The 25383-nt window shown below is 68.9% G+C and carries 30 protein-coding genes; 13 read left to right on the plus strand and 17 right to left on the minus strand.

Translation table 11 applies throughout. The features are described from left to right. Nucleotides 1–182: 182 nt before the first annotated feature. The gene (locus AC07YH_RS25085) at nucleotides 183–785 is read left to right on the plus strand and encodes a YdeI/OmpD-associated family protein (protein ID WP_494749624.1); all 603 of its coding nucleotides are present in this window, start codon (nucleotides 183–185) and stop codon (nucleotides 783–785) included. A 140-nt stretch (nucleotides 786–925) separates the two neighbouring features. Here the strand turns inward: AC07YH_RS25085 and AC07YH_RS25090 are convergent, their stop codons facing one another. Continuing rightward, entirely contained in the window at nucleotides 926–3208 is a 2283-nt protein-coding gene (locus AC07YH_RS25090) for an NADP-dependent malic enzyme (RefSeq protein ID WP_494749625.1), read from the minus strand. A gap of 252 nt (nucleotides 3209–3460) precedes the next feature. Between AC07YH_RS25090 and dapB the strand changes: the two genes are divergently transcribed. Genes dapB through AC07YH_RS25110 form a run of 4 tightly spaced genes read left to right on the plus strand, consistent with a single transcriptional unit; the run spans nucleotide 3461 to nucleotide 8118 of the window. Beyond that, a complete protein-coding gene (gene dapB, locus AC07YH_RS25095) occupies nucleotides 3461–4234 on the plus strand; it encodes a 4-hydroxy-tetrahydrodipicolinate reductase (RefSeq protein ID WP_494749626.1) in 774 nt (257 codons plus the stop codon). A 55-nt stretch (nucleotides 4235–4289) separates the two neighbouring features. Continuing rightward, entirely contained in the window at nucleotides 4290–7526 is a 3237-nt protein-coding gene (locus AC07YH_RS25100) for an intermembrane phospholipid transport protein YdbH family protein (RefSeq protein WP_494749627.1), read from the plus strand. A 35-nt stretch (nucleotides 7527–7561) separates the two neighbouring features. Further along, on the plus strand, nucleotides 7562–7747 hold the full coding sequence (locus AC07YH_RS25105) for a YnbE family lipoprotein (RefSeq protein ID WP_494749628.1): 186 nt from the start codon (nucleotides 7562–7564) through the stop codon (nucleotides 7745–7747). A gap of 14 nt (nucleotides 7748–7761) precedes the next feature. Then, a complete protein-coding gene (locus AC07YH_RS25110) occupies nucleotides 7762–8118 on the plus strand; it encodes a YdbL family probable chaperone protein (protein WP_494749629.1) in 357 nt (118 codons plus the stop codon). Nucleotides 8119–8339: 221 nt separating this feature from the next. Here AC07YH_RS25110 and AC07YH_RS25115 read toward each other — a convergent pair whose 3' ends face one another. Continuing rightward, nucleotides 8340–8666 carry a hypothetical protein gene (locus tag AC07YH_RS25115; RefSeq protein ID WP_494749630.1) on the minus strand — a complete coding sequence of 109 codons (327 nt, stop codon included), beginning with the start codon at nucleotides 8664–8666 and terminating at the stop codon, nucleotides 8340–8342. Nucleotides 8667–8806: 140 nt separating this feature from the next. On the opposite strand from AC07YH_RS25115, the gene AC07YH_RS25120 reads away from it, so the two are divergent. Further along, nucleotides 8807–9679, plus strand: coding sequence for an EamA family transporter (locus AC07YH_RS25120; RefSeq protein ID WP_494749631.1), 873 nt, complete (start codon nucleotides 8807–8809; stop codon nucleotides 9677–9679). Here AC07YH_RS25120 and cysQ read toward each other — a convergent pair. Next, nucleotides 9676–10464 carry a 3'(2'),5'-bisphosphate nucleotidase CysQ gene (cysQ, locus tag AC07YH_RS25125; protein ID WP_494749632.1) on the minus strand — a complete coding sequence of 263 codons (789 nt, stop codon included), beginning with the start codon at nucleotides 10462–10464 and terminating at the stop codon, nucleotides 9676–9678. The two genes, AC07YH_RS25120 and cysQ, sit on opposite strands and share 4 nt — an antisense overlap. A 10-nt stretch (nucleotides 10465–10474) precedes the next feature. Further along, the gene (locus tag AC07YH_RS25130; protein WP_494749633.1) at nucleotides 10475–10666 is read right to left on the minus strand and encodes a DUF3553 domain-containing protein; all 192 of its coding nucleotides are present in this window, start codon (nucleotides 10664–10666) and stop codon (nucleotides 10475–10477) included. A 64-nt stretch (nucleotides 10667–10730) separates the two neighbouring features. Between AC07YH_RS25130 and chpT the strand changes: the two genes are divergently transcribed. The 3 genes from chpT (at nucleotide 10731) to AC07YH_RS25145 (ending at nucleotide 12717) form a co-directional block, all read left to right on the plus strand. Further along, the gene (chpT, locus tag AC07YH_RS25135) at nucleotides 10731–11411 is read left to right on the plus strand and encodes a histidine phosphotransferase ChpT (protein WP_494749634.1); all 681 of its coding nucleotides are present in this window, start codon (nucleotides 10731–10733) and stop codon (nucleotides 11409–11411) included. A 98-nt stretch (nucleotides 11412–11509) separates the two neighbouring features. Continuing rightward, the gene (locus AC07YH_RS25140) at nucleotides 11510–11887 is read left to right on the plus strand and encodes a response regulator (RefSeq protein ID WP_494749635.1); all 378 of its coding nucleotides are present in this window, start codon (nucleotides 11510–11512) and stop codon (nucleotides 11885–11887) included. After that, the gene (locus AC07YH_RS25145) at nucleotides 11884–12717 is read left to right on the plus strand and encodes a CheR family methyltransferase (protein WP_494749636.1); all 834 of its coding nucleotides are present in this window, start codon (nucleotides 11884–11886) and stop codon (nucleotides 12715–12717) included. Before AC07YH_RS25140 ends, AC07YH_RS25145 begins: the two co-directional genes overlap by 4 nt. Here AC07YH_RS25145 and AC07YH_RS25150 read toward each other — a convergent pair. The 5 genes from AC07YH_RS25150 to nepR form a co-directional block, all read right to left on the minus strand. Next, the gene (locus AC07YH_RS25150) at nucleotides 12675–13796 is read right to left on the minus strand and encodes a hypothetical protein (RefSeq protein WP_494749637.1); all 1122 of its coding nucleotides are present in this window, start codon (nucleotides 13794–13796) and stop codon (nucleotides 12675–12677) included. The two genes, AC07YH_RS25145 and AC07YH_RS25150, sit on opposite strands and share 43 nt — an antisense overlap. A gap of 187 nt (nucleotides 13797–13983) precedes the next feature. Next, nucleotides 13984–14118 (minus strand): entericidin A/B family lipoprotein, encoded by a 135-nt coding sequence (locus AC07YH_RS25155; RefSeq protein WP_099575337.1) that lies wholly within the window; start codon nucleotides 14116–14118, stop codon nucleotides 13984–13986. Between the two features lie 91 nt (nucleotides 14119–14209). Then, on the minus strand, nucleotides 14210–15904 hold the full coding sequence (gene phyK / locus AC07YH_RS25160; RefSeq protein WP_494749638.1) for a sensor histidine kinase PhyK: 1695 nt from the start codon (nucleotides 15902–15904) through the stop codon (nucleotides 14210–14212). After that, nucleotides 15901–16506, minus strand: coding sequence for a sigma-70 family RNA polymerase sigma factor (locus AC07YH_RS25165; protein ID WP_494620422.1), 606 nt, complete (start codon nucleotides 16504–16506; stop codon nucleotides 15901–15903). The genes phyK and AC07YH_RS25165 overlap by 4 nt, the downstream gene beginning before the upstream one ends. Nucleotides 16507–16508: 2 nt before the next feature. Continuing rightward, nucleotides 16509–16694 carry an anti-sigma T factor NepR gene (gene nepR / locus AC07YH_RS25170; protein ID WP_494749648.1) on the minus strand — a complete coding sequence of 62 codons (186 nt, stop codon included), beginning with the start codon at nucleotides 16692–16694 and terminating at the stop codon, nucleotides 16509–16511. A gap of 234 nt (nucleotides 16695–16928) precedes the next feature. Here nepR and phyR point away from each other — a divergent pair, with 234 nt between their 5' ends. Further along, nucleotides 16929–17729, plus strand: coding sequence for an anti-anti sigma factor/receiver protein PhyR (gene phyR / locus AC07YH_RS25175; RefSeq protein WP_494620420.1), 801 nt, complete (start codon nucleotides 16929–16931; stop codon nucleotides 17727–17729). Nucleotides 17730–17953: 224 nt separating this feature from the next. Here the strand turns inward: phyR and AC07YH_RS25180 are convergent, their stop codons facing one another. From AC07YH_RS25180 to AC07YH_RS25195, 4 genes are all read right to left on the minus strand, one after another. Next, a complete protein-coding gene (locus AC07YH_RS25180; protein WP_494749639.1) occupies nucleotides 17954–18220 on the minus strand; it encodes a hypothetical protein in 267 nt (88 codons plus the stop codon). A gap of 13 nt (nucleotides 18221–18233) precedes the next feature. Beyond that, nucleotides 18234–18422 (minus strand): hypothetical protein, encoded by a 189-nt coding sequence (locus AC07YH_RS25185; RefSeq protein ID WP_494749640.1) that lies wholly within the window; start codon nucleotides 18420–18422, stop codon nucleotides 18234–18236. 326 nt (nucleotides 18423–18748) lie between these two features. Next, complete coding sequence (locus AC07YH_RS25190) at nucleotides 18749–19225, minus strand: OmpA family protein (RefSeq protein WP_494749641.1); 477 nt, start codon at nucleotides 19223–19225, stop codon at nucleotides 18749–18751. A 100-nt stretch (nucleotides 19226–19325) separates the two neighbouring features. Continuing rightward, entirely contained in the window at nucleotides 19326–19670 is a 345-nt protein-coding gene (locus AC07YH_RS25195; protein WP_494749642.1) for a YMGG-like glycine zipper-containing protein, read from the minus strand. 133 nt (nucleotides 19671–19803) lie between these two features. On the opposite strand from AC07YH_RS25195, the gene AC07YH_RS25200 reads away from it, so the two are divergent. Both AC07YH_RS25200 and AC07YH_RS25205 read left to right on the plus strand, forming a co-directional pair. Further along, nucleotides 19804–20667: a diacylglycerol/lipid kinase family protein gene (locus tag AC07YH_RS25200; RefSeq protein WP_494749643.1), complete on the plus strand. Its 864-nt coding sequence runs from the start codon at nucleotides 19804–19806 to the stop codon at nucleotides 20665–20667. Further along, the gene (locus tag AC07YH_RS25205; RefSeq protein ID WP_494749644.1) at nucleotides 20664–21449 is read left to right on the plus strand and encodes a metallophosphoesterase family protein; all 786 of its coding nucleotides are present in this window, start codon (nucleotides 20664–20666) and stop codon (nucleotides 21447–21449) included. Before AC07YH_RS25200 ends, AC07YH_RS25205 begins: the two co-directional genes overlap by 4 nt. A gap of 57 nt (nucleotides 21450–21506) precedes the next feature. On the opposite strand, the gene AC07YH_RS25210 is transcribed toward AC07YH_RS25205, so the two are convergent. The 4 genes from AC07YH_RS25210 to AC07YH_RS25225 form a co-directional block, all read right to left on the minus strand. Beyond that, nucleotides 21507–21683 (minus strand): DUF1328 domain-containing protein, encoded by a 177-nt coding sequence (locus AC07YH_RS25210; RefSeq protein WP_494620406.1) that lies wholly within the window; start codon nucleotides 21681–21683, stop codon nucleotides 21507–21509. A gap of 116 nt (nucleotides 21684–21799) precedes the next feature. Further along, on the minus strand, nucleotides 21800–22420 hold the full coding sequence (locus tag AC07YH_RS25215) for a superoxide dismutase (protein WP_494749645.1): 621 nt from the start codon (nucleotides 22418–22420) through the stop codon (nucleotides 21800–21802). Nucleotides 22421–22629: 209 nt separating this feature from the next. Further along, on the minus strand, nucleotides 22630–23028 hold the full coding sequence (locus tag AC07YH_RS25220; protein WP_494749646.1) for a DUF883 domain-containing protein: 399 nt from the start codon (nucleotides 23026–23028) through the stop codon (nucleotides 22630–22632). After that, nucleotides 23025–23363 (minus strand): hypothetical protein, encoded by a 339-nt coding sequence (locus AC07YH_RS25225; protein WP_494749647.1) that lies wholly within the window; start codon nucleotides 23361–23363, stop codon nucleotides 23025–23027. The genes AC07YH_RS25220 and AC07YH_RS25225 overlap by 4 nt, the downstream gene beginning before the upstream one ends. Before the next feature lie 193 nt (nucleotides 23364–23556). On the opposite strand from AC07YH_RS25225, the gene AC07YH_RS25230 reads away from it, so the two are divergent. Then, on the plus strand, nucleotides 23557–25383 hold a 1827-nt coding region (locus AC07YH_RS25230), incomplete at its 3' end, for an HWE histidine kinase domain-containing protein (protein ID WP_494749649.1).

The following is a 25383-nucleotide window of genomic DNA, read 5'->3' on the forward strand; positions in this document are numbered from 1 at the left end:
CCGGTCCCCCTCCCCCAACAGGGGGAGGAGAGTGCGCCCCCGGCACGCGCGGTGCGGTTCCCTCTCCGCCCCGCTTGGGGGCGGACAGACCTGCGCAGCAGGTCAGGTTGGGGCCTGTGCTGAGTCAGCCGTTGATCCAGCACGGCTCTGCCGCGAAAAGAGGACACTTCCACGAGGTTCTGATGGCCCCGATCCACGTCGATCCCGCCCACGTCCACGAGCTCGTCGACGCCGAGGCCTTCTACGCCTGGCTCTCGCAGAACCATGACAAGGCCCCCGAGGCCTGGATCAAGATCCACAAGCTCGGCTCGGGCCTGCCGTCGATCAACGCCAAGCAGGCCATCGACGTGGTGCTGTGCTGGGGCTGGATCGACGGGGTGAAGAAGAGCTTCGACGAGAAGAGCTTCCTGCAGCGCTACACGCCGCGCGGCAAGAAGAGCATCTGGAGCCAGATCAATGTCGCCAATGTCGCGCGACTGATCGAGGAGGGCCGGATGACGCCGCACGGCCTGCGTGAGGTCGAGGCCGCCAAGGCCGACGGGCGCTGGGACCGGGCCTATGCCAGCGGCCAGGACATGAGGATCGAGGGCGAACTGTTGGCCGCGATCGAGGCCAACCCTCGGGCAAAGGCCATGCTGCCGACGCTATCGGCGCAGAACCGCTTCGCCCTGGCGTTCCGGGTGCACAATCTGAAGACCGAGGCGGGACGACGGAAGAAGATCGCCGAGTTTGTCGCCATGCTGGAGCGCGGCGAGACGATCTATCCGCAGAAGCCCAAGGGGTAAGGGCCGGCCGGCGTCGCAAGGGAATGACGCCGACCGGAGGGCTTACGCATCGGCGTACTGATGCCGACGAGAACAAGATAGGTACGTCAAACAGGCTCGGTAGTCCCTGTGACGCCCAGTCGCAGAGGTTGCGGCGAAGCTTACTCCGCCTCTTCCACCGGTTGGTCGTAGGCCGCCATCATCGCCATGTTCAGGATCTTGGACACCGAGGCCGACAGCGGCGCGATCTGCACCGACTTTGAGAGGCCCAGCAGCACCGGCCCGATCACCGTGGCGCCGCCCAGCGACTGCACCAGCTTGGTGGCGATCGAGGCCGAGTGGATGGCCGGCATGATCAGGATGTTGGCGCTGTCGGTCAGGCGCATGAATGGATAGTTGGCGCGCTTTTCCGGATCCAGCGCCAGTTCCGGCGGCATCTCGCCTTCGTATTCGAACTCGACGTCCATCTCGTCGAGCATGGCCACGGCCTCGCGGACCTTTTCCGAGCGCAGGCCCATCGGGTTGCCGAAGGTCGAATAGCTCATGAAGGCCACGCGCGGCTTGAAGCCCAGGCGCTTGACGGCGCGGGCGGCCTCGCAGGCGATCTCGACCAGCTCGTCGGCCTCGGGCAGCTCGGTGACGTTGGTGTCGGCCACGAAGATCGTGCGGCCCTTCGCCAGCACCACGCTCATGCCCATGATCCGGCCGCCGGGCGCGGGATCGACGACGCGCAGCACCTCTTCCAGGGCCTGGTCGAAGCTGCGGGTGACGCCGGTGACCATGCCGTCGGCCTCGCCAAGCGTGACCATCGAGGCGGCGAAGCTGTTGCGGTCCTGGTTGATCAGGCGCTGGACGTCGCGCTTCAGGTAACCCTGGCGCTGCAGGCGGTGATACAGCGCGTCGACATAGTCCGGATTGCGGTCGGACAGGCGGGCGTTGACGATCTCCAGCCCGACGGTCTCGGGATCGAGGCCGACCAGCTTCATGTTCTCGTGCACCAGGTTCTCGCGGCCGCACAGGATGGCCTTGCCGTAGCCGCCCGTCTGGTAGGCATAGGCGGCGCGGATGACGCTGGGGTCCTCGCCTTCGGCGAACACGATGCGCTTCGGGTTGGCCTGCACCGCGCCGCTGATCTTCTGCAGGAAGCCGGCGGTCGGGTCGAGGCGCTGGGCCAGGCCGGCGCGATAGGCGTCCATGTCGGCGATCGGCTTGCGGGCCACGCCCGTGTCCATGGCCGCCTGGGCCACGAACGGCGGCACGTACCAGATCAGGCGCGGATCGAAGGCCGACGGGATGATGTAGTTCGGCCCGAACTTCAGCTGGCGACCGTGATAGGCGGCGGCCACTTCATCGGGGACGTCCTCGCGGGCCAGCATGGCCAGCGCCTGGGCGCAGGCGATCTTCATCTCGTGATTGACGCGGCGGGCGCGAACATCCAGCGCGCCGCGGAAGATGTAGGGGAAGCCCAGGACGTTGTTGACCTGGTTGGGATAGTCCGAGCGGCCCGTGCCCATGATCGCGTCCTTGCGGATCGCGTGGACCTCTTCGGGCGTGATCTCCGGATCGGGGTTGGCCATGGCGAAGATGACCGGGTTGGGGGCCATCGAGGCGATCATCTCGGGCGTGAAGGCGCCCTTGGCCGACAGGCCCAGCAGCACGTCGGCGCCGGCGACCGCCTCGGCAAGCGTGCGCTTGTCGGTCTTGACCGCGTGGGCGCTCTTCCACTGGTTCATGCCCTCGGTGCGGCCCTCGTAGAGCACGCCCTTCGAGTCGACGGCGATGACGTTGGCCGGGTGGACGCCCATGGCCTTGATCAGCTCCAGCGAGGCGATGCCGGCAGCCCCGGGGCCGTTCAGCACGACCTTCACGTCCTCCAGCTTCTTGCCGGTGATGTGGCAGGCGTTGATCAGGCCGGCGGCGCAGATGATGGCCGTGCCGTGCTGGTCGTCGTGGAACACCGGGATGTCGAGCAGGTCCTGCAGCTCGGTCTCGATGCGGAAGCACTCGGGGCTCTTGATGTCTTCCAGATTGATGCCGCCGAAGGTGATCCCGATGTTCTTGACCACCGTGATGATCTCGTCGGGGTCCTTGGAGCTGACCAGGATGTCGATGCTGTCGACGTCGCCGAAGCGCTTGAAGAGGACGGCCTTGCCTTCCATCACCGGCTTGGAGGCCAGCGCGCCCAGATCGCCCAGACCAAGAATGGCGGTGCCGTTGCTGATCACGGCGACCATGTTGCCCTTGGAGGTGTATTCGTAGGCCGCGTCCGGATCGGCGGCGATCGCATGGACCGGCACGGCGACGCCGGGCGAATAGGCCAGCGACAGGTCGCGCTGGGTCGCCATCGGCTTGGTCGGGGTCACCTCCAGCTTGCCCGGCTGGGGGTAACGGTGGAAGGCCAAGGCCTCCTCATCCGTGAAGGTCTTGCGTTCCGCGTCGCTCATCCGGCGTTTCCCATTCCTGCTGCGCAAGTCGAAGAAGGGGCGCGCCGATCGATGCGAACACGCCCTTATGTGCGCTCACCGTAGCGACGGGCGCGGAGCGTCACAACCGGGCTTGGACGCGAAAATCCCAGCAAACGCTTGTTGGACTTGGCCTTGCGTCAACCTCGCTGACCTTCGGGAAGTCGGCGCGAGGTTGACCCGAGGGGGCGGAATGGGCGATTGCGACTTACTGCGAGTAAGCCGGAGAACATCTTGTCCCAGCCCGTGAAGATCGCGATCGCCGGCGCCAACGGCCGCATGGGCCAGGCCGTGGCCAAGGCCCTGGAAGGCCGCGCCGACGCCACCGTCGCCGCGCGCTTCGAGCGTCCGGGCGTCGAGGGCGGCGACCTGGTTCCACGTGACGAGGCCCTGGCCACCACCGAGGCCGTGATCGACTTCACCCTGCCGGAAGCCTCGGTGCTGCTGGCCGAAGAGGCCGCCGCGAATGGCGGACCCGCCCTGATCATCGGCTCGACCGGCTTTTCGGACGAACAGCTGGCCCGCATCGACGCCGCCGCGACCAAGATCGCCATCGTCCGCTCGGGCAACTACTCGCTGGGCGTCAACATGCTGATGGGCCTGGTGCGCCAGGCCGCCGCCGCCCTGCCCGCCGAGGACTGGGACATCGAGGTCTACGAGGCCCACCACAAGCGCAAGATCGACGCCCCGTCGGGCACGGCCCTGATGCTGGGCGAGGCCGCCGCCGAGGGCCGCAATGTGGGCCTGGGCCAAGTCGCCGACCGTGGCCGCGACGGCGTCACCGGCCCCCGCAAGGAAGGCGCGATCGGCTTCTCGGTCGTGCGCGGCGGCGGGATCATCGGCGAGCACAGCGTGATCTTCGCCGGCGAGAGCGAGAGCCTGACGCTGTCGCACTCGGCCATCGACCGGGGCCTGTTCGCCCGCGGGGCCATCGCCGCCGCCGTCTGGGTGCGTGGCAAGCCGCCAGGGCTCTACGACATGCAAGACGTCCTGGGCTTTTCAAAATAGGGATCTAAGCTAGGCCGGGGGGCTTCTTTCTAGGATCTGGACTGCCAAGGACCTGATGGCCGAGCCCTCGACCACCCCCGAAACCAGCAAGCCGCCCCGCAAGGCCTGGGACCGTGCGCGCGTCATCGATCTCGGCCTGGAGGCCGTGTCGCTGTCGATGCTGGCCTTCATCGCCACGGGCCTGGTCGTCTGGTCGGGCCGGCGCGAGATCAGCCGCGAGCTGGCGCAGGCCTGGCTGCGCGACCATGGCGTCGAGGCCGCCGTCGAGCTGGACGACCTGGACGCCACCGGCTTCACCGGCAAGGTCCGCCTGGGCTCGCGCGACAACCCCGTCTTCGCCGCCGACCGGCTGGAGGTCGCCTACGACCTCTCTTCCCCGTGGACTGGCGGCAAGTTCGGCATCCAGACCAAGGCCGTGCGCCTGGTTCGCCCGCGTATCCTGGCCAGCATCGACGACAAGGGCCAGGTCCGCTTCGGCGCCCTGCAGCCGTTGCTCGACGAGTTCCTGAAGTCGCCCAAGCAACCAAACGTCCCCGGCCCGGCCGTGTTGGTCGAGGACGCGCGCCTCGATCTGATCACCCCCGGCGGCCGCGCCCGGATCACCGGCGACGCCAGCCTGGACGACGGCCAGCTGCTGCGCTTCGACGGCCGGCTGGCGCCGCTGCGCTACGCCGTCCGCGACCTGGCCCTCGACGCCCGGGGCGCGACCGTCTCGGCCCGCAAGCGCGGCGACCGCCTGACCATCGACGTCTCGCTGGCGCTGGAGAGCCTGCAGGCCCAGGCCGCCGACCTGGCCGGGACCACCGCCAAGCTGACCGCCGACCTGCCCTATCCGGACCTGGCCAAGATGACCGCCAGCGGTCCGCTGGAAGCGCGCCTCGCCCTCCGCGCCGAGGACGGCCGCCTGGGCGACAGCCAGGCCGAGGGCGTGTCCGGCGATGTCTCCCTGACCGGCCGCCTCGACGGCGGGCTGGAGAGCTTCGCCTTCCTGGGCAAGGGCCGCGCGGCCCTGCGCGGCGAGCGGTTGTCGGCGCCGTCGCTGGACGCCCGCGACGCCAGCCTCGTTCTGGATCTGACCCGCATCGCCGGCGGCCGCCAGGATGGCCGCCTGACCCTGCGCGGCGCGACCAGCGCCGAGCTGCGGGCCGGCGAGGCGGTGGCGGCTGGAACCGCTGTCCGCGCGATCCGGGCCAAGGCGACCTCTGACAATCTCGGCCTGATCGCCGACGCCAACGGCGCCAGCCTCAATGGACCGCTGAAGATCGAAGCCGGCGCCGATCGCCTGGCCGCCGGCGCACTGGCCCTGGCGTCCGCGAAGCTCAACGCCAGCGGCCGCATCGACCAGGGCGCCAAGGGCCTGTTCCTGACCCTGAACGGCTCGGCCGGCGGCCACAGCGCCATTTCGGGTCCCGACGCCGAGCGCCTGGCGGCCCTGATCCCCAATCCGGACTACGGCAAGCCGCTGAGCACGGCCCTGCGGACCTTCGAACTGGCCTTGCCCGCCGTCGGCCTAGAGGTCAGCGGCGCCCGCACCAAGCTGACCCTGCCGCGCGAGGCGCGTCTCTCCGCGCCCAACGGCGTGACCCTGACCGCCGCCGCGCCCAAGGGCCTGCTGATGGACGCCGGCCCAGACGGCGCGCGCGGGGCGTTGCAGGCCTCACTGTCGGGCGGCGGTCTGCCGATCGTGCGGATCGCGGCCAACGACTGGCGCGCCTCGAGCGGCGTCATGGCCTCGCCGCTGACCATCGCCACCGAGGGCTTCGACCTGCCGCCGATCCAGGGCATCACCGGCGCCATCGCCGGCCAGGCGCGGATCGCTGGCGGCCGCTTCACCCTGACCATGCCCCAGTGCGCGCCGATCACCGCCAAGGCCTATGCCCTGGGCGACGCGCCGGTCACCGCCATCAAGGGCACGCTCTGCCCTGCCAAGGCTCCGCTGGTCACGGCCGGCGCCAATGGCTGGAGCGCCGCCGTGCGCTTCCAGGACGCCGAGGGCGAACTGGCCGTCGCCCAGGCCAAGCTCCAGGGCATCAAGGGCGAGGCGACCCTGGGCGGCGCCGGCGGCTTCGATCGCGCCACCGTCCAGGTGACCAGCGCCGCCGTCACCGACGCCGCGCCGGAGCGCCGCTTCAATCCCATCCTCGCCAAGGGCCAGCTGGGCCTCTCCGGCGGCCTGTGGAGCGGAACCTTCCAAGCCACGACCCCGGTCGGCGCGCCGCTGGGCGAAATCCGCCTGCGCCACGTGGTGGCCACCGGGATCGGCCAGGCCGATATCGACGCCTCCAAACTGACCTTCGCCAAGGACGGGTTGCAGCCCGCCGACCTGTCGCCGATGGCCGCCTTCGCCAAGAACGCCCAGGGCCCGGCCAGTTTCACCGGCGTCTTCGCCTGGGACGCGAAGGGCGCCACCAGCCGAGGCCATCTGGTCGCCAACCGCATCGACTTCACCAGCCCCATCGGCTTCGTCGCCACCCTGGACGGCGCGGTCGATTTCGACAGCCTGGCCCCCCTGACCACCGCGCCCGGCCAGACCCTGAAGATCGTCAAGATCGACAGCCTGGTGCCGCTGACCGCCGTGGAGTCGGTGTTCCAACTGGCTGCCGACAGCATCAAGGTCTCCAAGGCGACGTTCGAAGCCGCCAAGGGCCGTATCTCGATCGAGCCGATCGACGTGCCCTTGGCGCTGGACAAGACCATGACCGGGGTCATCGTCATCGAGCACCTGGACCTGGGCGAGGTGATCGCCGCCTCGTCCCTCGCCGACAAGGTCAAGGTCGTGGCCGTGGTCGACGGCCGCCTGCCCTTCACCTTCGGTCCCGAGGGCCTGCGCTTCCAGCAAGGGAAGATCCAGGCCATCCAGCCGGGCCGGATCGAGCTGAACCGCACCGCCCTGACCGGCGTCCAGGCCAGCCCCGCCGACAGCCCCGGCGCGCCGCCGGCCGCCCCCGCTCAGGTCAACGCCATCCAGGACTTCGCCTACCAGGCCATGGAGAACCTGGCCTTCGACCAGCTGGAAGCCGGCGTGAACAGCACCGACAAGGGGCGCCTGGGCATCCTCTTCCACATCAAGGGCGAGCACGATCCGAAGGTCGCCGAGAAGGCCCGCGTCGGGATTCTCGACCTGCTGCGCGGCCGGGCCTTCGACAAGCGCATCGCCCTGCCGGCCAAGACGCCGGTGGACCTGACCCTCGACACGTCGCTGAACTTCGACGAGCTTCTGGCGGCCTGGCGCCGTTCGTTCGCTCCCGAGGAAGAAGCGGCCCAACCTCGTTCAGGCGCCGTTCAACCGTGATCGGTCACCCTGGATACGAACTGGAGACTTCACGCATGAAGACGCGCGCCCTCTTGCTGGCCCTCATCGCGACGGGAGCGCTCGGCGCGGCCGCCTGCACGCCCACCGTCCGCGTGAAGGTCGACCCGATCAACATCTACGCCAAGCTGGACGCCGACGTCCGCGTGCGGCTGGACAAGGAAGTCCAGTCGCTGATCCAGCAAAACCCCAACCTGTTCTAAGAAGGAGAGCCGACATGATCCGCAAGACGATGACGGTTCTGGCCCTGGGCCTGGCGATGACCGCCGCCGGCGCCAACCTGGCCATGGCCCAATCGGCCGCCGCCAAGGCCGCCGTGGACGCCGCCAAGAGCGCCGGCACGGTCGGCGAGCAAGCCGACGGCTACCTCGGCATCGTGGCCGGCGGCGACGCTGGCCTTCGCGCCTCGGTCGCCGAGATCAACACCGGCCGCGCCGCCGCCTACAAGGACATCGCCAGCAAGACCGGCGTGACCCAGGACGCCGCCGGCCAGGCCACCGCCAAGCAGCTCTACAGCCGCCTGGCGCCGGGCCAGTTCTGGAAGCCGCTGGATGGCGGCTGGGTGAAGAAGTAAGCGATATGACTCGCCATCCCCTGCCGAACGCAGGGGATGGCGACCGCCTTCGCAAGATCGCAGCTCTTCAAAGGCTCATCGACGAAGCCGAGAACAGCGGCATAAGTGATCGATCGATGAGCGAGGTGCTGGCTGAGGCGCGCCGTAGGGTCGACGAGAGCCGGGCGAAATAGGCCTATTCTTCCACCGAAGTTCGCTGACCTCGCAACTTTCCTACTGGGCTACTTCGTCAGGCCAAGCCTATCGAGTGGGACTTCATAGGGATGCAGCGCTGCTTCCACGAGATCATTGAGGGCTGTCGTCGGTTGATGCGTCGCCTGGAACTCCCGCATCTCTTTTACCACCTCGAAGAAAGCCGGCGGCGTAAGGATCCCGGGATCTGACCACTCCATGGTTGGAGGATAGGGCGTGGCCGGCATAAGTGCGTCGATCAGCATTCGGGTGTAGGGACTGAGCAGCATTTCGGCCGACGGCTCGATCTGGAACTTCGCCGTGAGGACGATGCGCATCAGAGTGTGCGCCGCCCATTGGCCACCGATCTCGATCACACCATCGTCCCGGACCCGGACATTGAACGCGCTAGTGTCTTCAGTGCTCATATCGTGACACTGGCCCAGGTTCGATCCGCTCGCTAGTCGCCGCCTCCGCAGCTCTAGCGGTGACCGCCTCATCCCCCTAAAAGCGGCCCATGTCCGCCGCCCGCCCCTTGCTCCTGCCCTATGCGGCCCTGATCGGGGCCATCGTCACGCTCTGTGTCGGCACCTCGCTGGCCAAGGGGCTGTTCCCGATCGTCGGGGCTCAGGGGACCAGCGCGTATCGCGTCGGGTTCGCGGCCTTGATCCTCGTCCTGGTCTGGCGACCCTGGAGACACCCGATCTCGCGCGCGGACCTCGCCAAGGTGGCGATGTACGGGGCGGTGATGGGGATGCTGAACCTCAGCTTCTACATGGCCATCCGCACCGTGCCGCTGGGCGTGGCCGTGGCCATCGAGTTCACCGGGCCGCTGCTGGTCTCGGTCGCCAGCTCGCGCAAGCTGATCCACTTCGTCTGGATCGGCCTGGCAGTGCTGGGCCTAGCCCTGCTGCTGCCGATCGATCCCGGAGCCAAGCCGCTGGACCCGGTGGGTGTCGGCTTCGCGTGCGTCGCGGCGGTGATGTGGGCGCTCTACATCATCCTGGGCAAGCGGACCGGCCACCTGCACGCCGGGCGTTCGGTGGCGCTGGGCATGGTCACAGCAGCCCTGATCGTGGTGCCGATCGGCTTCGCCTCGGCGGGCCTGACGCTCTTCCAGCCCAAGCTGATCGCGCTGGGCCTGGTGGCGGCGGTGATGTCCAGCGCCATCCCCTATTCGCTGGAGATGATCGCCCTGCGCGCCATCCCCAAGCGCAGCTTCGGGGTCATGCTGAGCCTGGAGCCGGCGGCGGGCGCTCTGGCCGGGCTGGTGATCCTGCACGAGCACCTGGCCGTGACCCAGTGGCTGGCCATCGCCGCGATCGTCTCGGCCTCGGCGGGCGTGATCCTGACGACGCCGGCCGAGGCGATCCTGGAAGACGCCCCCTAGCTCCGGGCCACGAACCAGCCGTTGCGGAACGCCTGATCCGCCTTGCCATAGAGGAACGGCGAGCCGTCCGGCTGGGTGAAGGTCCCGCCGGCGGCGACCAGCACCGCATGGGCGGCGGCGGTGTCCCATTCCGAGGTCGGACCGTGGCGCGGATAGATGTCGGCCGAGCCCTCCGCGATGCGGCACATCTTGATCGAGCTATCCATCGGCGCGCGCAGGTCGAAGCCGTACTGGGCGGCCAGTTCGGCGGCCTTGTCCTCATGCATGGTGTGGCTGACCAGGCCCAGGGCCTTGCCGGTCGGCCAGGGGCGGACGCGCACGGGCGCATCGACGCCGGTCGAGGTGGTGCGCTTCATCGCCCCCTGCGCCGTCGTGAACCACACCTCGCCCGTGGCCGGGGCGCAGACCGCGCCGGCGACCGGGACGCCGTCCTCGATCAGGCCGATATTGACCGTGAAGTTGGGATCGCCGCGCACGAAGGCCTTGGTGCCATCGACCGGATCGACCAGGAAGAACCGCGAGCCCACCGAGTCCGGCGTGCCGAATTCGCTGGCGTGCTCCTCGGAGATCACCGTCACATCGGGATAGAGCTCGGCGAGGCGTTCCAGGATCAGGCGCTCGCCGGCGCGGTCGGCCTCGGTGACCGGGCTCTCGTCGGCCTTCTGGGCGACGGCCAGCTCGGTCTTCCAGAACGGCAGGATGACCAGCGCGGCTTCCTCGGTGATCTTGGCCAGGGCGCGGCCCCAGTCCGCGAGTTCTTTGGCGGCAAGGTTTTCGCTGCTCATTCTTGTCCCCTCACCCCTGGCCTCTGGGGTCGTCGCCGACGAAGTCCAGACGCACGCGCGTGGCGTCGATGGTCTGCTTGCCGGCCTCTTCGAAATTGACGGTCACCCGGTGTCCGATCACGGACTGCACCTGCCCCAGGCCCCAATCGGGCTGGCCAGGATGGCGCACCAAAACGCCGGGTTCTAGAAACGGATCGACCACGGCCCTCGTTTAGAGCGGCAGCCCCGGTTTGCCAAAGCCTCAAATCACGGCAGAGTTCGCCGCCATGACCGACATCGTCCCCGATACCGCCCCCGCGACCCCTGCGCCCGAAACGGACGTCCAAGGCCCCGACTTCGCCGCCATGCTGGCCGCGCGCCTGTGCCACGACTTCATCAGTCCGGCCAGCGCCATCGTCTCGGGCCTTGATTTACTGGACGATCCGGCCGCTCAGGACATGCGCGAGGACGCCATGGGCCTGATCGCCTCGTCGGCGCGCAAGCTGGCCGACCTGCTGCAGTTCACCCGCGTGGCGTTCGGCGCCTCGGCCTCGGCCGAGAACTTCGACTCTCGCGAGCTGGAGAAGCTGGCCCAGGGCGTGTTCGCCCACGTGCGCCCCAGCCTGGACTGGCAGATCGAGCCGCAGGCGATGAACAAGCCCTCGTCGCGCGCCATCCTCAACATCGCCCAGATCGCCGCCAGCGCCCTGCCGGCCGGCGGTGTGGCCACGGTCAAGGGCGTCGCCGCCGACGGCCGCTTCTCGATCATCGCCGACTCGGTGGGCCCCCGCGCCCGCCTGCGCCCCGAGGTGCTGGCCGGCCTGAAGGGCGAGCCCCTGGCCGAAGGGCTTGGCGGCCCGTGGGTGCAAGCGGCCTATCTGACCGCCCTGGTCCGCGCGGCCGGCGGCCAGATCGCCGTCGAGCTCGGCGAGGACCGCGCCAGCATCGCCGCCTGGGTTCCGGCCTAAGCCTCTAGCTTCACTGTAAAAGTTACATTTGCCGCACCCCGATCCGGGTTTAGGCAAACCGCTCCTTAACCAGACCGCCCCCACGATGACGGCCTGATTTGGAGCATGCCGTGAAGACCTGTCTGGTGGTCGACGACAGCAGGGTGATCCGCAAGGTCGCCCGCCGGGTCCTCGAGGACATCGGCTTCGAGATCGCCGAGGCCGCCGATGGCATGGAGGCCCTGGCGTGGTGCCGCGCGGCCATGCCCGACGCGGTGCTGCTCGACTGGAACATGCCGGTGATGAACGGCATCGAGTTCCTGCGCCAGCTGCGCAGCGAGCCGGGCGGCGATGCGCCCAAGGTCGTGTTCTGCACCGTCGAGAACCGCGCCGAGCACATCCTGGCCGCCCTGGAAGCCGGGGCGGACGAGTACATCATGAAGCCGTTTGACGGCGACATCATCGAGGCGAAGTTCGCCGAGGCGGGCCTGCTGTGACGCCCGAGGACATGGACCTGCTGGCGGCCCTGGGCCGCGCCCGCGCCGGCGTGCGGGTCGAGACCGAAAAACCCTACATCCTGGAAAGCCGCCTCTCGCCGCTGGCGCGCCGCGAGGGCTACGACTCGATCGACGCCCTGATCACGGCGCTGCGGGCCAAGCGCGAGGAGCGGCTGATCTGGGCCGTGGTCGAGGCCCTGTGCCGCAGCGAGACCACCTTCTTCCGGGGTCGAGACGCCTTCGCCCAGCTGCGCGACGACGTGCTGCCGGCCCTGTCGCATCGCCGCCCCGAGGCCCCGATCCGCATCTGGAGCGCGGCCTGCGCCACCGGCCAGGAGGTCTATTCGCTGGCCATCGCGGCCAATGAGGCGACGGGCCTGGCGACCGGGACGCGGTTCGAGTTCTTCGGCTCCGACCTCTCCGAGCGCAGTCTCGAGAAGGCCCAGGCCGGCATCTACACCCAGTTCGAGGTCCAGCGCGGCCTGCCGATCCGGATGCTGCTCAAATATTTCGAGAACCAGGACGACACCTGGGCGATCTCGCCGCGCATCCGCCAGATCGTGCGCTGGAAGCGGATCAACTTGCTGGCCGATCTGTCGGCCATGGGCCGCTTCGACGTGATCCTGCTGCGCGGCGTGCTCAAGAGCATGGACGCGTCGCTGCGCGGCAAGGTGATCCAGGCCCTGGTCAGCCTGCTGCCGGCCGACGGCGTGCTGGCCCTGGATCCGGAAGACGACGTCTCGGAGTTCGAGGACGTGCTGACCGCCGCGCCGGGCGGTTCGGGGCTCTATCTGCGCGACCCCTCCGTGCGGATCGCCGCCGCCGCATAGGCTTTCGCAGGCGCGCGGGTCACCGTCGCCCCGCCCATCAGGCCGCCCACGGCCTCGCCTAGCCTGGTCATGCCGCTCACAGGGGCCGGCGTCACCGCCGCGAAGGCCGGGGCCAGCTTGCGGAACAGGATCGGCGGCGCCTGCGGGCCGACGATCGCGCCGTGCAGGTCCAGCAGGTCCACCACCTCGCGCGCGGCCTTGCGCCACTCGACCGGCGGGGCGATCCCGTGCGGGGCCGGGGCGCGGCAGTCGGAGAAGTCGGGCTTCAAGCCGCAGCCAGCCTCGATCGCCGCCTCGACCTCTCGCGCATAGGCCTGGTCGCGGGCCAGGCGATCGACATCGACCACCAGGTCGGCCTCGGGCAGGGCCTTCAGGTACGAGCGCAGCCACACCGCCAGGAAGGCCTGGAACGAGACGCTGGCCGGGGCGCGCTTCAGGCGCCGACGGACGGCGGCGATGCGGTCGTCCAGGCTGCCGCCGGCGTCGAAGTTATGGCCCAGCAGGGTCTTCGAGACCTCGGTGCAGCCGGCCATCTCCGACAGCAGCACATAGTGGCAGAGCTCGAAATAGGTCGGCCGGGGCCGCTTGCGCAGCGAATAGAACGACAGCCACTGCTGGACGGGGTCGCGGACGAGCATGACGTGGAAGCCGCCGAACCGGCGCTTCAGCCAGCCGACCCGGCCCAGGGTCCGGCAGCAGGCCAGCACCGGGACCTCGCCTCGCACCCGCGCCGCCCCGACCAGGTCCTCGACATAGGCCTGTTGCGCCAGGTCGCTGGCCTCGGGCTCGATCCAGAAGCGGTCCAAGGCGAAGCCGGGCTCGAAGCCCCGCACGCCGCCGGCCGGGTCGAGGACGACCTCGAATTCCTGCAAGTAGGGCCGGTCCCCGCCCGGATGGCGCAGGCCGCTGTTGTCGGGGGTCTCGGCTTGGATCGTCTCGGGCGTCAGCCGCGCCAACTGCTCATGCCAGGGCTCATAGTAGGCGCGCACACCGGGCAGCGCCCGGAAGCGGTTCCACACATAGGTGCTGGAGCAGCGCCAGCCGCTGTGCACGAAGACGGTGTTGGTGAGCGACGACAAGCGTCCGTAGTCCCCTCGACAGGGCTACAGTCTGGCTTGGCTATCTTGCAGCGAGATATCGTCTGGACCGCCTAAGGTTGCATCATCGCAATACTGTGACGCTTTGCGGCCTCAAAGGAGAATGGCGCAAACGAAAAAGGCCCGCCGGCGGCTGCCGGCGGGCCCTTCGAATAAGCGGTAGGACGACTTACTTGACGTCCTTGGCTGTGTCGCTGACGGCCTTGCCGGCCGACGAGACGTCCTTGCCGGCGCCTTCGACGGTGTTGCAGGCGGCGACCGACAGCGAGGCCAGGGCGGCGGCGATAATCACGAGCTTACGCATGGTCTTCTCCGATGTCGCCCCCGAAGGGATGGGGAAGGGGCGCTTGAAACAGTGCCCGGAGAGAACGTGAGCGGCGAAGCTCGGTTCCGGCCTAGGTTGGCGGAATCACAGCCTGCGGCGTCGGGAAGGTGAGACGCACCGTCAGGCCCCTCGGCTCGTGGCTCTCGAAGGCCACCTTGCCGCGCAGCTGGCGGGCGAAGGCGGTCATCAGGGTGCGGCCGACGCCGCCGCCGACGCTGTCGGGCACGCCCGGACCATCGTCGCTGATCGACAGCTCGGCCTCTTCGCCGCGCACGTGGAAGCCTACGGCCAACATGCCGCCCTTCGGGCCAAAGGCGTGCTTCTGGGCGTTGGTGATGGCCTCGACCGCGAACAGCGCGATCGGGGCCAGGCGGTCGGGATCGATGACCAGCGGATCGGCATGGACCTCGGTCCGCACCAGCGGCGAGGTGGCCATGTCGTTGGCCAGCAACTGGGCGGTCAGCTCCTCCAGGAAAGGCCGCAGGTCGACGCGCTTGAGGTCCGGCCCCTGGTAGAGGGCGCGGTAGATCTGGGCCAGAGCCGTGATCCGCTGACGGGTGTCGTTCATCGCCGCCTTGGCGGCCGGATCGGCCAGGGCCCGTTGCTGCATGTTCAGCAGCGAGGTGATGATCTGCAGGTTGTTCTTCACCCGGTGATGGATCTCGCGCATCAGCGCGTCCTTCTCGGCCAGGCTGTCCAGCAGCGAGGCGTCGCGGGTGACGATGGCCCCGGCCATGGCGTCGAGGGTGGCGGCCAGCTCGCGGATTTCGGGCGGCGCGCGCTCGGCCTGCAGCGGCCGCACGGTGAAGCGGCCACGGGCATAGATGGCTGCCACGCGCTGCAGGTAGACGATCCAGCGGATCACCCCCCGCTCGGCGGCGATCAGCACCGCGCCCAGGGCCAGGAAGAAGGCCAGCAACGGCAGCAGCAGGCGCGAGATCGGATTGATCCAGGCCCAGGACACCAAGCCTGGTGTCGGCGCCGACAGCACCACGAACACGTCGTCATTGACCAACGGCGCGGCCGAATAGGTGCGGTCGTGTTGGGCCCCGTCCTCGTGGCTCCAGATCGCCGCGCCGCTCTTGGCCGCGCGTTCGCGCCAGCCGCGCGGCGGGGTCGAGAAGGCCTTGGGGTCGGTGGCCGCGAAGATCGTGCCGTTCGAATCGGCCAGAGCCACCTCGGCCCCGCCCGGCATGAAGCGGTTGACCGTGCCGACCTTGAGGTCCTGCAGGTTCAGGACGGCGGCCATCGCGCCCTGGAACTTGTCGGGCGTGCCGGCGCGGATAGCCGCCAGCACCGCCGGTTCGTTGGCGTAGACCGCGCCGGGGTCCGAGGCCACGACCATGGTCGCGCCGTCGCGCAGGTCCTGGAACCAGGGCCGCTCGCCACGCTGGGTGTCGAACGGCGTGGTGGCCGCCGCGCAGGCCACGCGGCCCCGCGAGTCGAAGCGGATGAGGTTGGCGTAGCCCGGCAGGCGGGCGCGCACGTCGGCCAGGCGTTGGGCGCACTCCAGCCCCACCGTGCCCGGACCCAGGGTCTGGAGCAGCACCCCGGCCGCCTCGATGCGGGCACGAGCGTTCGAGGCGCTTTGGCCAGCGGCAAGCTCGAGGCTCTGACGGCGCGAATCGGCCTCCGCCCGGAAGGCGAAGAACGACTGCGCGCCGCCGAGGACGAGCACCGGCAACAGGGCGATGCACAGGGCAAGCGCCAGGCGGACACGGATAGAGGTTACGGCCTGCCCAGCGCGGCCGGCAAAGGTCTTCACCGCAGGGAGCTCAATCGCTCCGCGTCGGCGAGGATCGCATGCATGGCGTCACCCGCCGATGCGCCGTCACGATCATAGGCCCCCGCTTCGAGGATGGCCTGCAACGCCCGGCGGGCGCGGCTGACCCGGCTCTTCACGGTGCCCACGGCGCAGCCGCAGATTTCGGCGGCCTCCTCGTAGGCGAAACCGCCGGCCCCGACCAGGATCAGGGCTTCGCGCTGTTCGGCCGGCAACATGCCTAGGCCCAGGCGCAGTTCGTCCAGGGCGACGGGCGCCTCGGGATCATCGACCGCCACCAGAGTCCGCTCGGCGGCCTCCTGGTCCAGCTGGCTCTGACGCCAGCTGCGGCGCTTTTCCGAATAGAACTGGTTGCGCAGGATCATGAAGGTCCAGGCCTTCATGTTGGTGCCCAGCTGGAAGCTGGCGCGCGCGTCCCAGGCCTTCATCATGGCGTCCTGCGCCAGATCGTCGGCGGCGGTGGGATCACCGGTCAGGGTGCGGGCGAAGGCGCGCAGATGCGGAATCAGCGTGACCAGCTCGCGTTTGAAGGCGGGATCGCGGACGGGGTCCGGCGGCGAGCGGCCGACTTGCGGTTCGCTCATGCTCAGCGATCTCCCTTGGGAGGCTCGGCCTTGCGGAGAATCTCGAGGAATTCGTCGGGCACGGCCTCGTTGACGACTTCATCGAACATCTGACGCAGCTTCACGCCGATCGCCTGCTGGCGCAGCCGCGCTTCGTCCAGCGCCGCGGCGCTCTTGCGTTTGTCTTCCATGGGTACGTGTTCGATCATGTCCTCGACACCGAAGTGCTTATGCATCGGCGTCCGCCCCCTTTGGCCGAATGTCTTTCCGCCAGACGACAACGTGGTTTTCCGTACCGGGTTCCATAAGCTTGGGCATAGGATGTCAAAAATCCGCAACGGACGGAACCGCTCAATCGAGGGGACGTTATCGACCTTCGACGGAACGGCTCAGCTTTGCCGTTCGTTAGTATGGTTTCCGAAGACACCGCATCGGGAGGGGTCATGAGTCTTCTAGCTCGGCTAGCGCCGCATCTGCCTTACATCCGCCGCTACGCCCGCGCCCTCACCGGCGATCAGTCGACCGGCGATCACTATGTCCGCGTCGCCCTTGAGGCCCTGGCGGCCGGCGAGCGTTCGCTGGACAACGATCTGTCGCCGCGCGTGGCGCTGTATCGCGTGTTCCACGCCATCTGGCTCAGCTCCGGCGCCCAGCTGGAAGCGCGTCGCGACGAAGGCCTGACGGCTGGCGACGACGCCGCCCAGCGCCTGATGCGCATCGCGCCCCGTTCGCGCCAGGCTTTCCTGCTGACCGCGCTGGAAGGCTTCACCCCCACCGAGGCCGCCCAGATCCTGGACTGCGACTTCGGCGAGGTCGAACGCCTGATCGCCGACGCCCAAGCCGAGATCGACGCCGAACTGGCCACCGAAGTCCTGATCATCGAGGACGAACCGGTCATCGCCGCCGACATCGAGGCCCTGGTCAAGGAACTGGGTCACCAGGTCACCGACATCGCCGCCACCCGCGGCGAGGCGCTGGACGCGGTGGCCCGCCGCACCCCGGGCCTCGTCCTGGCCGACATCCAGCTGGCCGACGGCTCGTCGGGCATCGACGCGGTCAAGGACATCCTGGGCCGGATGGACGTGCCGGTGATCTTCATCACCGCCTTCCCCGAGCGCCTGCTGACCGGCGAGCGCCCGGAACCGACCTTCCTGATCACCAAGCCCTTCCAGCCGGAAACGGTGAAGGCGGCGATCGGCCAGGCGCTGTTCTTCCACCCGCGCCGGACCGCCAAGGCGGCCTGACACTAGGTTTTCCCGAGACCGTGAAACGGCCTTCCGAAAGGAGGGCCGTTTTTCGCTTTAGCGTCCTTCTCCCCCTGCGGGAGAAGGTGGTCCGGAGGGCCGGATGAGGGATCGCGCAAACGAAAACCGCCGCGACGGCTGTAACGCTGTCGCGGCGGTTCTGCTCTTCAACACCTCAACTCGACCCACTGCGTAGGCCAACCTCTCCCTCAGGGGGAGGGAGGTTAGTTGGTGGGCGTCTGACGCGCCGGCTGCTGTTGCGTGTCATAGCGCTGCGCCTCGGCGGACGTCTTGGCGCCGTTGTTGACCTCGACGGCGGCAAGGTCGTTGGCGCGGAAGGTCCAGGCGCCGAACAGGGCCAGCGCGGCGAGCACGGTGGAGATCACCAGCACCCAGAAGACGTGACGACCCCAGCGGCCCTGACGGGCGCGGGTGGCGTTCAGGCGCGGTCCATTCGTGGACGGCGCGGCGTGATGAATGTCGGCCGGCATGATCTCATACCTCCTATGGCGTCCAGATACGGGCAGCGTCCGCGTGGTTGCGATCGTTGAAGGCCTGCACCGTCCCGGCGGAAGCCCCGATCGCCACGATCACGGCCAAGGCCATGATCCGCGAGCGCACCTTTTTTTGACGCTGCGTGAGCGCCGAAACGAAAACCATTCCGCCATGCTCGGCTTGATAGGTCCGGATCACGACGTTGCTCCCCTGCCCCGACGGACTTCGTGTCCGCCTTGCAAAATCAACGCCTTCCCCGGCTCGCCGTTCCCGTTCCCGCCCCTTCGAAGATTGTCCAAAAAAAATCGCGCTCAGCGGGAACCGATGGCGCGAGACGTCGTTTTCATCTGTGTGAAGGCGGCGACGCCCCCCCGACTTGAGGCTGGCGATAGCCAGCCTGCCGCCTTCGCACCCCCCTTTGTTGATGCGAACTTAGGCGGACCGGTCACCGGCCCGCCTTTCCTTCGTATTAGGCGCTCAGCGCTTGGCGGACCGAGCAACCGGTCCGCCCTTCCGCGTGAGGGCTACTTCCCCTCCAGGTCGAACAGGATGTCGGCCCGGCGGCGCAGCGGCGCGGCCGCACCCGAAGCGGCCACGGCGCCGGTGTCGCCCACGGCCACCGCGTCGATCTCGACCTTGCTGAAACCGACCTTGGCCAGGGCCGAGGTCACCGTCGCGGCGCGTTTCCGGGAGAGGATCAGGTTGGCCTCGGTGGTGCCGACGGCGTCGGCCAGGCCGATCACCCGCACCGACTTCACCGCGCAGCCGCGCGCCTGGGTCTTGGCGTTGGCCAGCAGCATCCGCGCCTCCTGGGTCAGGTCGGCGCTGTCCTGTTCGAAATAGACCGAGGACTGGAAATCGGCGCAGGCGGGCGGCGCGGCCGCCACGGGCTTGCGCAGGGTGCGCCAGGGGCCTTCGGAGCTGGCGCAGCCGGCCAGGGCCAGGACCACGCCCGTCAGACTGATCGCCTGCACGGTGGTGATGATCTTCGTCGTCTTCATTCGAACCCTCCTCCTCGAACCTGCGAACCCATACGAACACAAGAAAGGCGACCGGCTTGGCCGATCGCCTTGCATGGGGCGTCGTCGCGTCCCGCCCAGCTTAGTAGCGGGGCGAGCCATCTTCCCAGTAATAACGACCGTTGCCGGCGTCGTAATAGTAGTAACGACCCGCACGCTCGTCATAGTACTGGCGGCGGTTGGCGCTGTTCGAACCACAGCCGCCGTCTTCCTTGCAGCCCTTGACGGCGCCGACGGTGCCGCCGATGGCCGCGCCCACCAGCGCGCCGGTGCCGGCGCTGCCGCTGCCGACATTGTTGCCGATCACGGCGCCGGCCAGGGCGCCGATGGCCGCGCCGCCAGCGGCGTTGCGCTCCACATTGCCCGTCGAGGTGCACGCCGAGGCGAGCACACCCACGCCCATCAGGGCGATCATGGTCATCTTCATCTTGGCTCTCCGTTCCGAGCTTCCTGTCCCCGTGTCGAGCAAACGACTTGCCAAGGGCGACGGTTCCGTTTGACGACGGAACCACGGCTGAGCTTCGCCCGTTGCGTCGCCGAGTCTTGAAGAGGGGGAGCGCGTGAAGCGTATCGATATCGTCGCCAACATCGCCTCGGGATCGGTAGGCCCGGACGCGCCGCAGATCGCCGAGCGGCTGCTGGCCGAATACGGCGTCTCCGGCGTGGTCCACGCGCCGCAGCCCGGCGAGCTGATGGACTGCCTGCGCAGCGTGATCGACGGCGCGCCGGACGCGGTGCTGGTCGTGGCCGGCGACGGCACGGCCCGCGCCGCGGCCGAGTTGGCAGGCCCCGATGGCCCGATGATCGCGCCGCTGGCCGGCGGCACCATGAACATGCTGCCCCACGCCCTCTATGGCGAACGCAGCTGGCAGGACGCCATGAAGGCCTGCCTGGAAAGCGGCGAGGGCAAGATGATCTCCGGCGGCGAGGTCGGCGGACGATTGTTCTTCGTCGCCGCCATCCTGGGCAGCCCGGCCCTGTGGGCCACGGCCCGCGAGGCCGCCCGCGAAGGCAAGTTCAGCATCGCCGTCGCCCGCGCCCACCGGGCCTTCCGCCGCGCCTTCTCCGGACGGCTGCGGTTCTCGCTGGACGGCCGCCCCGAGATCAAGGCCGAGGCTTTAACCCTGATGTGCCCGCTGGTCTCGACCGCGCTGGACGCCGAGGATCGCGCCCTGGAGGCCGCCGCCCTGGACCCCTCCAGCGCCTTGGACGTCTTCCGCCTGGGCTTCAACGCCGCGCGGGGCCAGTGGCGCGAGGACCCGTCGGTAAACGCCGGGCGCTGCCGCACCGGCAAGGTCCGCGCCCACGGGCGCATCCCGGCGATCCTGGACGGCGAGCCGGCCCGGTTCGATCCCGACGTCGCCATCCGCTTCCGCCCCAAGGCCTTCCGCGCCCTGGTCCCGCCCGATGCGAGCGCTGGATGAGACTGGTCCAGCTCTCCGACATCCATTTCGGCGGCGAGAACCAGGAGGCCGTCGAGGCCGCGACCGCCTGGATCAACGCGGCGCGGCCCGACCTCGTGATCGTGGCCGGCGACCTGACCCTGGACGGCAAGACGACCGAGTTCGACGCGGCGGCGGCCTGGCTGAAGCGCCTGCCCGACCCGATGATCGTCGTGCCGGGCAACCACGACACCCCCTTCGTCGGTCCGCGCGAACTGTTCGTGCGCTTCACCCGCGGCTGGGGCCGGTTCAAGGACCGGTTCGGCGACGAGGACGGCGCCGCCTGGCGCGCGCCGGGGATCACCGTGGCCTCGATGAACAGCGCCCGCGTGGCGCAGGTACGCTGGAACTGGTCGAAGGGCGAGGTCTCGCATGGCCAGGTCCGTCGCATCGTCCGCGAGCTGGAAGCCGCTCCGGCCGGCGATCTGAAGGTGGTGGTCTGCCACCACCCGCTGATGGAGATCCTGGGTGGGCCGATGACCGCCAAGGTCCGTGGCGGGAGCAACGCGGCCAACCGCTTCGTCGCCGCTGGCGCCGACGTCATCCTGTCGGGTCACATCCACCTGCCGTTCGTCACCGCCATCCCGTTCGGCGACGGCAAGACCCAGGCGATCGGCTCGGGCACCCTCTCCCATCGGGAGCGCGGCGCCGCGCCGGGCTTCAACGTCATCGAGGTCGAGCCGGGCTGCGTGCGCGTGCAGGCCATGGCCTATGAGCGCGGCCAGTTCGAGGTCTGGCGCACCTGGGCCTGCGACCGACGCTGAATCAAAAACGGCGCGACCCGCAGGCCGCGCCGTTTCTTTGTCTTGTCCGGCCCTCGCCTAGCGTGGCGCGCCGCGTCCCCGGAACAGCTGGGTGACCAGCGACACCAGGAACAGCACCAGGAAGACGTAGAACAGGATCTTGGCGATCCCGATCGCCGTGCCCGCGATGCCGGTGAAGCCCAGCAGGGCGGCGATCAGAGCGATCACCAGGAAGGTCACAGCCCAATTCAGCATTTGGCCTCTCCGGTCGGCCCAGCTTCAGAAGCCAGGCGGTTGTTGCGCTTCGAGGCTCACAGCCTCGCTTCGAAACAACGCACCCGACTCCCGGGCGTTCCGGATTTGGCTAACGCCTATTCCGGAGCCGGATAGGCCCAGCCTTGCTCGCCGGCCTTGGCGGCGGCGTACTGGCTGTCGGCCAGGGTCCAGTTCAGAACGTTGTCGAACACGGCTTCCAGGAAGCCCTTACGCAGGTTCTGGTAGTCCAGGTAATAGGCGTGCTCCCAGACGTCGGCGACGGCCAGGGCCGTCAGGTCCTGGGTGACCGGGCTCTCGGCGTCGTGGGTCGAGATGATCTTCAGGGCGCCCGAGGCGTCGGAGACCAGCCACACCCAGCCCGAGCCGAAGTGGCCGATGCCTTCGGCGACGAACTTCTCCTTCAGGGCGTCCAGGCCGCCGAAGGTGCTGTCGATCGCGGCGGCCAGGTCGGCGCCCGGCGCGGTTTTGGTCGGCGACAGGCCGTCCCAGAAGAAGGCGTGGTTCCAGGCCTGGGCGGCGTTGTTGAACACCTTGCCAGGGCCGGCGCCCTTGATGACGTTTTCCAGCGAGCCCTTGTCGTCGCCGTTCAGCAGGCCGTTCAGGGCCGTGACGTAGGCGGCGTGGTGCTTGTCGTGGTGAAAGCGCAGCGTGTTGGCGGAGATGGTCGGCTCCAGCGCCTCGTAGGCGTAGGGCAGTTCCGGCAGCTTGTACGTCATGTTCACTCCATGGGAAGGCGTTCCAGGAGGAGGGAACGCGCGGGAAGCATCTAGAGCGCGCGGGGCCAAAGCGTAAGCGCTTTCAGCACCTGAACGTGCTCAACTTTCTGAGATAAATTCCCTTTGAAACTTGGGGTTTCCGGGAAGCTGAAAGAACAAACGCCACCGAACGGATTCGGTGGCGTCGGTCTTGAACGATGACGTCGGGATCAGCGCTGCGGTGGCTTGGGGTCCAGGAAGGCCTTGGCCAGCGAGGCGGTCAGGGTCGGGTTCTTCAGGGCGAAGATCCCGGCGGCCAGACCGATGCCGATCGACATCAGCGGCTTGTCGCGCACGATCTCGACGACCTTGCTGGTCATGTCGAAGCCCTGCTGCGGAGCCTGCTGGCTATGGTGATGACGGCCCTCGACCTTGCGGGCGGCGATCATGCCGGCGACGGCGACGATCAGGGCCGCGACGGCCGAGACGATCGCGGCGGCGCCGGCCGCCGTGACCAGCGGCACGAGCACCGCGTAGATCGCGAAGGCGGCGGACACGACGGCTACGGCGGCGGCGGCGGCGATCGCCGCGGCCGCCGCCAGCGTCATCAGGGTCTTTTCGAAGATCACCGGTTGTTGCTACGGCCGCCGGAGAGCAGCAGGCCGATCAGCACGCCGACGCCGAGACCAGCCAGGGTGGCGGTGATCGGACGCTCGCGGATGCGTTCCGAGGCATAGCGCTGGGCGTCCTCGATCTGCTGGCCGGCGGTGTCGGTATAGGTGCGGCTCTGGGCGCGCAGGGTCTCGAAGCCCTCGGTCACCGACTTCTCGACGCGCTTGGCGGCTTCGGTCAGTTGGGCGCGGGCGGCCTCGGCGGCCTGGGCGAAGCTACGCTCGGCGTGCTCGACGGCTTCCAGCGAAGCGGTCTTGGCCTTTTCGGCTTCCTTGGCGGCGGCGGTGGGCATGATCATCTCCTGTTCGCGACGCACCGACGGGCGCTGAAGCTGCGCCTCGTCAACGCCTGCTGGGTCTTGCGGTTCCACGTTAGCGCACGGGTGGAAGCTCCACCACAAGTGAATCCCAAGTAGAGGCAGGTCCAGCGGGCCAAAAGATCCGTCCAAAGCGCTCGCGCCTGACGCGAAGCGAGTCTAAGCTCGAATCATGGACGCCCCGATCGCCAGCGACGACCGCCAGGAAGCCGCCCGGCTCAACGCCTTGAAGGCCTTGAACATCCTGGACAGCCCGGTCAACGAGCCCGGCCTTCTGCGGCTCGTGCGTCTGGCCGCCCGCCTGTTCGACGCGGCCAAGGCCGCCATCGCGCTGGTCGATGAGAGCCGGGTCTGGCGCAAGGCCCATGTCGGCTATGCCGGCCCCGAGAGCCCCCGCGCAGGCGACCTGGCCGCCCAGGTGATCGCCGCCAACGGTCCCGTCGGCCTCGGCGTGCCGCTCCGCGACGAGCAAGGCCTGGCGCTGGGCGCGCTGGTCGTCGAAGGCCCGGGCCTGGCCGGTCCAGCTTCAGAAGAAGATTTACAGGCGCTGGAAGACCTGGCGGCCCTGGCCGTCGAGCGCCTGGTCTCGCCCTGCAACGCCAAGGACCTGCAAAGCGAGCGCCTGGAACTGGCCATCTCGACCGCCGGCCTCGGCGAGTTCGAATGGGACATCAAGCGCGACATCATCACGGTCAGTCCGCGCCTGGCCGCCATCACGGACATCGAGCCCGGCGAAGTGCCCGCCAACAAGGGCCTGGTGCTGTTCGACTACCTGCATCCCGAGGATCAGGAATGGGCGCCGGAGTTCATCAACCGGCAACTGAAGGAAACCGGCCGCTACGACGTCGAGTATCGTCGCCCCACCGGCCCGGAAGGCCGTGAAACCTGGAACCACGGTTCGGGCGTCATCGTCATGGGCGCCGACGGCGAGCCGGCCTATCTGATCGGCGTCGTCCAGGACATCACCGAGCGCAAGGAAGAAGAGGACCAGCGCGAGAACCTGGTCGCGGAACTCGACCACCGCATCAAGAACCTGCTGGCCGTCGTCCAGTCTGTGGCGGCCCAGTCGGCGCGCAAGTCGGCCTCGCTGGACGTGTTCCTCAAGACCTTCGCCGGCCGGCTGAAGTCGATGAGTTCGGCCCACGACCTGCTGACCGCCGCCCGCTGGCGCGGCGCGACCCTGGCGCGGATCGCCGCCGCCGAGCTGGGCGGCCTGTCGCCGACCCAGACCCGTTGGGACGGGCCGGAGATGTTCCTGACCCCGCGCGCGGCCGCGGCGCTGTCGCTGGCCCTGCATGAGCTGGCCGTCAATGCGATGCGGTACGGCTCGCTGTCGTCCGAGAACGGTAAGGTCGAGGTGGTCTGGCGGCGCACGCCCGAAGGCGGCTTCGCCCTGGAGTGGCTGGAGACCGGCGGCCCGCCCGCTGTCGCCCCGGCGACCAAGGGCTTCGGCGCCACCCTGATCGAGGACGTCGCCGGCCGCGAATTGGGCGGCTCGGCCAAGATCAACTACAAGTCCAGCGGCGTCACGGCCATGATCACGGGCGCGGCCGAGGCCCTGGCCGACGGCCCGCCGCCCGAGCCCGTCGAGGCCGCGCCGGAGCGCATCGTCGAGACCGTGGTCGCCGCCGACGAGACCGTCCGCCCAGGGGCCATCGCCGGCCTGAAGGTGCTGATCGTCGAGGACAGCCTGCTGCTGGCCCTGGAGCTGGAAGCGGGCCTGGAAGACGCTGGCGTCGTGGTCGTGGGCTGCGCGGCCGAACTCAGCGAGGCCCTGTCGATGGTCGAGCTGGACTTCGACGTCGCGGTGCTGGACGCGGACCTGAACGGCCAGTCGGTGGCCCCGGTGGCCGAGATCCTGCGCACCATCGGGCGGCCGTTCGTGTTCGCCACGGGCTATGCCGACAAGGCCGCGCCGATGGGCTTCGATGCGCCGATCGTGCGCAAGCCGTACAACGTGCACCAGATCGCGCGGGCGGTGGCGGGGGTCACGGGG

The sequence above is a fragment of the Caulobacter sp. GW456-12-1-14-TSB4 genome, from assembly GCF_059424195.1.

Coding starts and splice junctions, on each gene's coding strand:
- AC07YH_RS25085 (WP_494749624.1), top strand. CDS start 183: ATGGCCCCGATCCACGTCGATCCCGCCCACGTCCACGAGCTCGTCGAC.
- AC07YH_RS25090 (WP_494749625.1), bottom strand. CDS start 3,208: ATGAGCGACGCGGAACGCAAGACCTTCACGGATGAGGAGGCCTTGGCC.
- AC07YH_RS25100 (WP_494749627.1), top strand. CDS start 4,290: ATGGCCGAGCCCTCGACCACCCCCGAAACCAGCAAGCCGCCCCGCAAG.
- AC07YH_RS25105 (WP_494749628.1), top strand. CDS start 7,562: ATGAAGACGCGCGCCCTCTTGCTGGCCCTCATCGCGACGGGAGCGCTC.
- AC07YH_RS25110 (WP_494749629.1), top strand. CDS start 7,762: ATGATCCGCAAGACGATGACGGTTCTGGCCCTGGGCCTGGCGATGACC.
- AC07YH_RS25120 (WP_494749631.1), top strand. CDS start 8,807: ATGTCCGCCGCCCGCCCCTTGCTCCTGCCCTATGCGGCCCTGATCGGG.
- cysQ (WP_494749632.1), bottom strand. CDS start 10,464: ATGAGCAGCGAAAACCTTGCCGCCAAAGAACTCGCGGACTGGGGCCGC.
- chpT (WP_494749634.1), top strand. CDS start 10,731: ATGACCGACATCGTCCCCGATACCGCCCCCGCGACCCCTGCGCCCGAA.
- AC07YH_RS25155 (WP_099575337.1), bottom strand. CDS start 14,118: ATGCGTAAGCTCGTGATTATCGCCGCCGCCCTGGCCTCGCTGTCGGTC.
- AC07YH_RS25165 (WP_494620422.1), bottom strand. CDS start 16,506: ATGAGCGAACCGCAAGTCGGCCGCTCGCCGCCGGACCCCGTCCGCGAT.
- nepR (WP_494749648.1), bottom strand. CDS start 16,694: ATGATCGAACACGTACCCATGGAAGACAAACGCAAGAGCGCCGCGGCG.
- phyR (WP_494620420.1), top strand. CDS start 16,929: ATGAGTCTTCTAGCTCGGCTAGCGCCGCATCTGCCTTACATCCGCCGC.
- AC07YH_RS25180 (WP_494749639.1), bottom strand. CDS start 18,220: ATGCCGGCCGACATTCATCACGCCGCGCCGTCCACGAATGGACCGCGC.
- AC07YH_RS25190 (WP_494749641.1), bottom strand. CDS start 19,225: ATGAAGACGACGAAGATCATCACCACCGTGCAGGCGATCAGTCTGACG.
- AC07YH_RS25195 (WP_494749642.1), bottom strand. CDS start 19,670: ATGAAGATGACCATGATCGCCCTGATGGGCGTGGGTGTGCTCGCCTCG.
- AC07YH_RS25205 (WP_494749644.1), top strand. CDS start 20,664: ATGAGACTGGTCCAGCTCTCCGACATCCATTTCGGCGGCGAGAACCAG.
- AC07YH_RS25210 (WP_494620406.1), bottom strand. CDS start 21,683: ATGCTGAATTGGGCTGTGACCTTCCTGGTGATCGCTCTGATCGCCGCC.
- AC07YH_RS25215 (WP_494749645.1), bottom strand. CDS start 22,420: ATGACGTACAAGCTGCCGGAACTGCCCTACGCCTACGAGGCGCTGGAG.
- AC07YH_RS25225 (WP_494749647.1), bottom strand. CDS start 23,363: ATGCCCACCGCCGCCGCCAAGGAAGCCGAAAAGGCCAAGACCGCTTCG.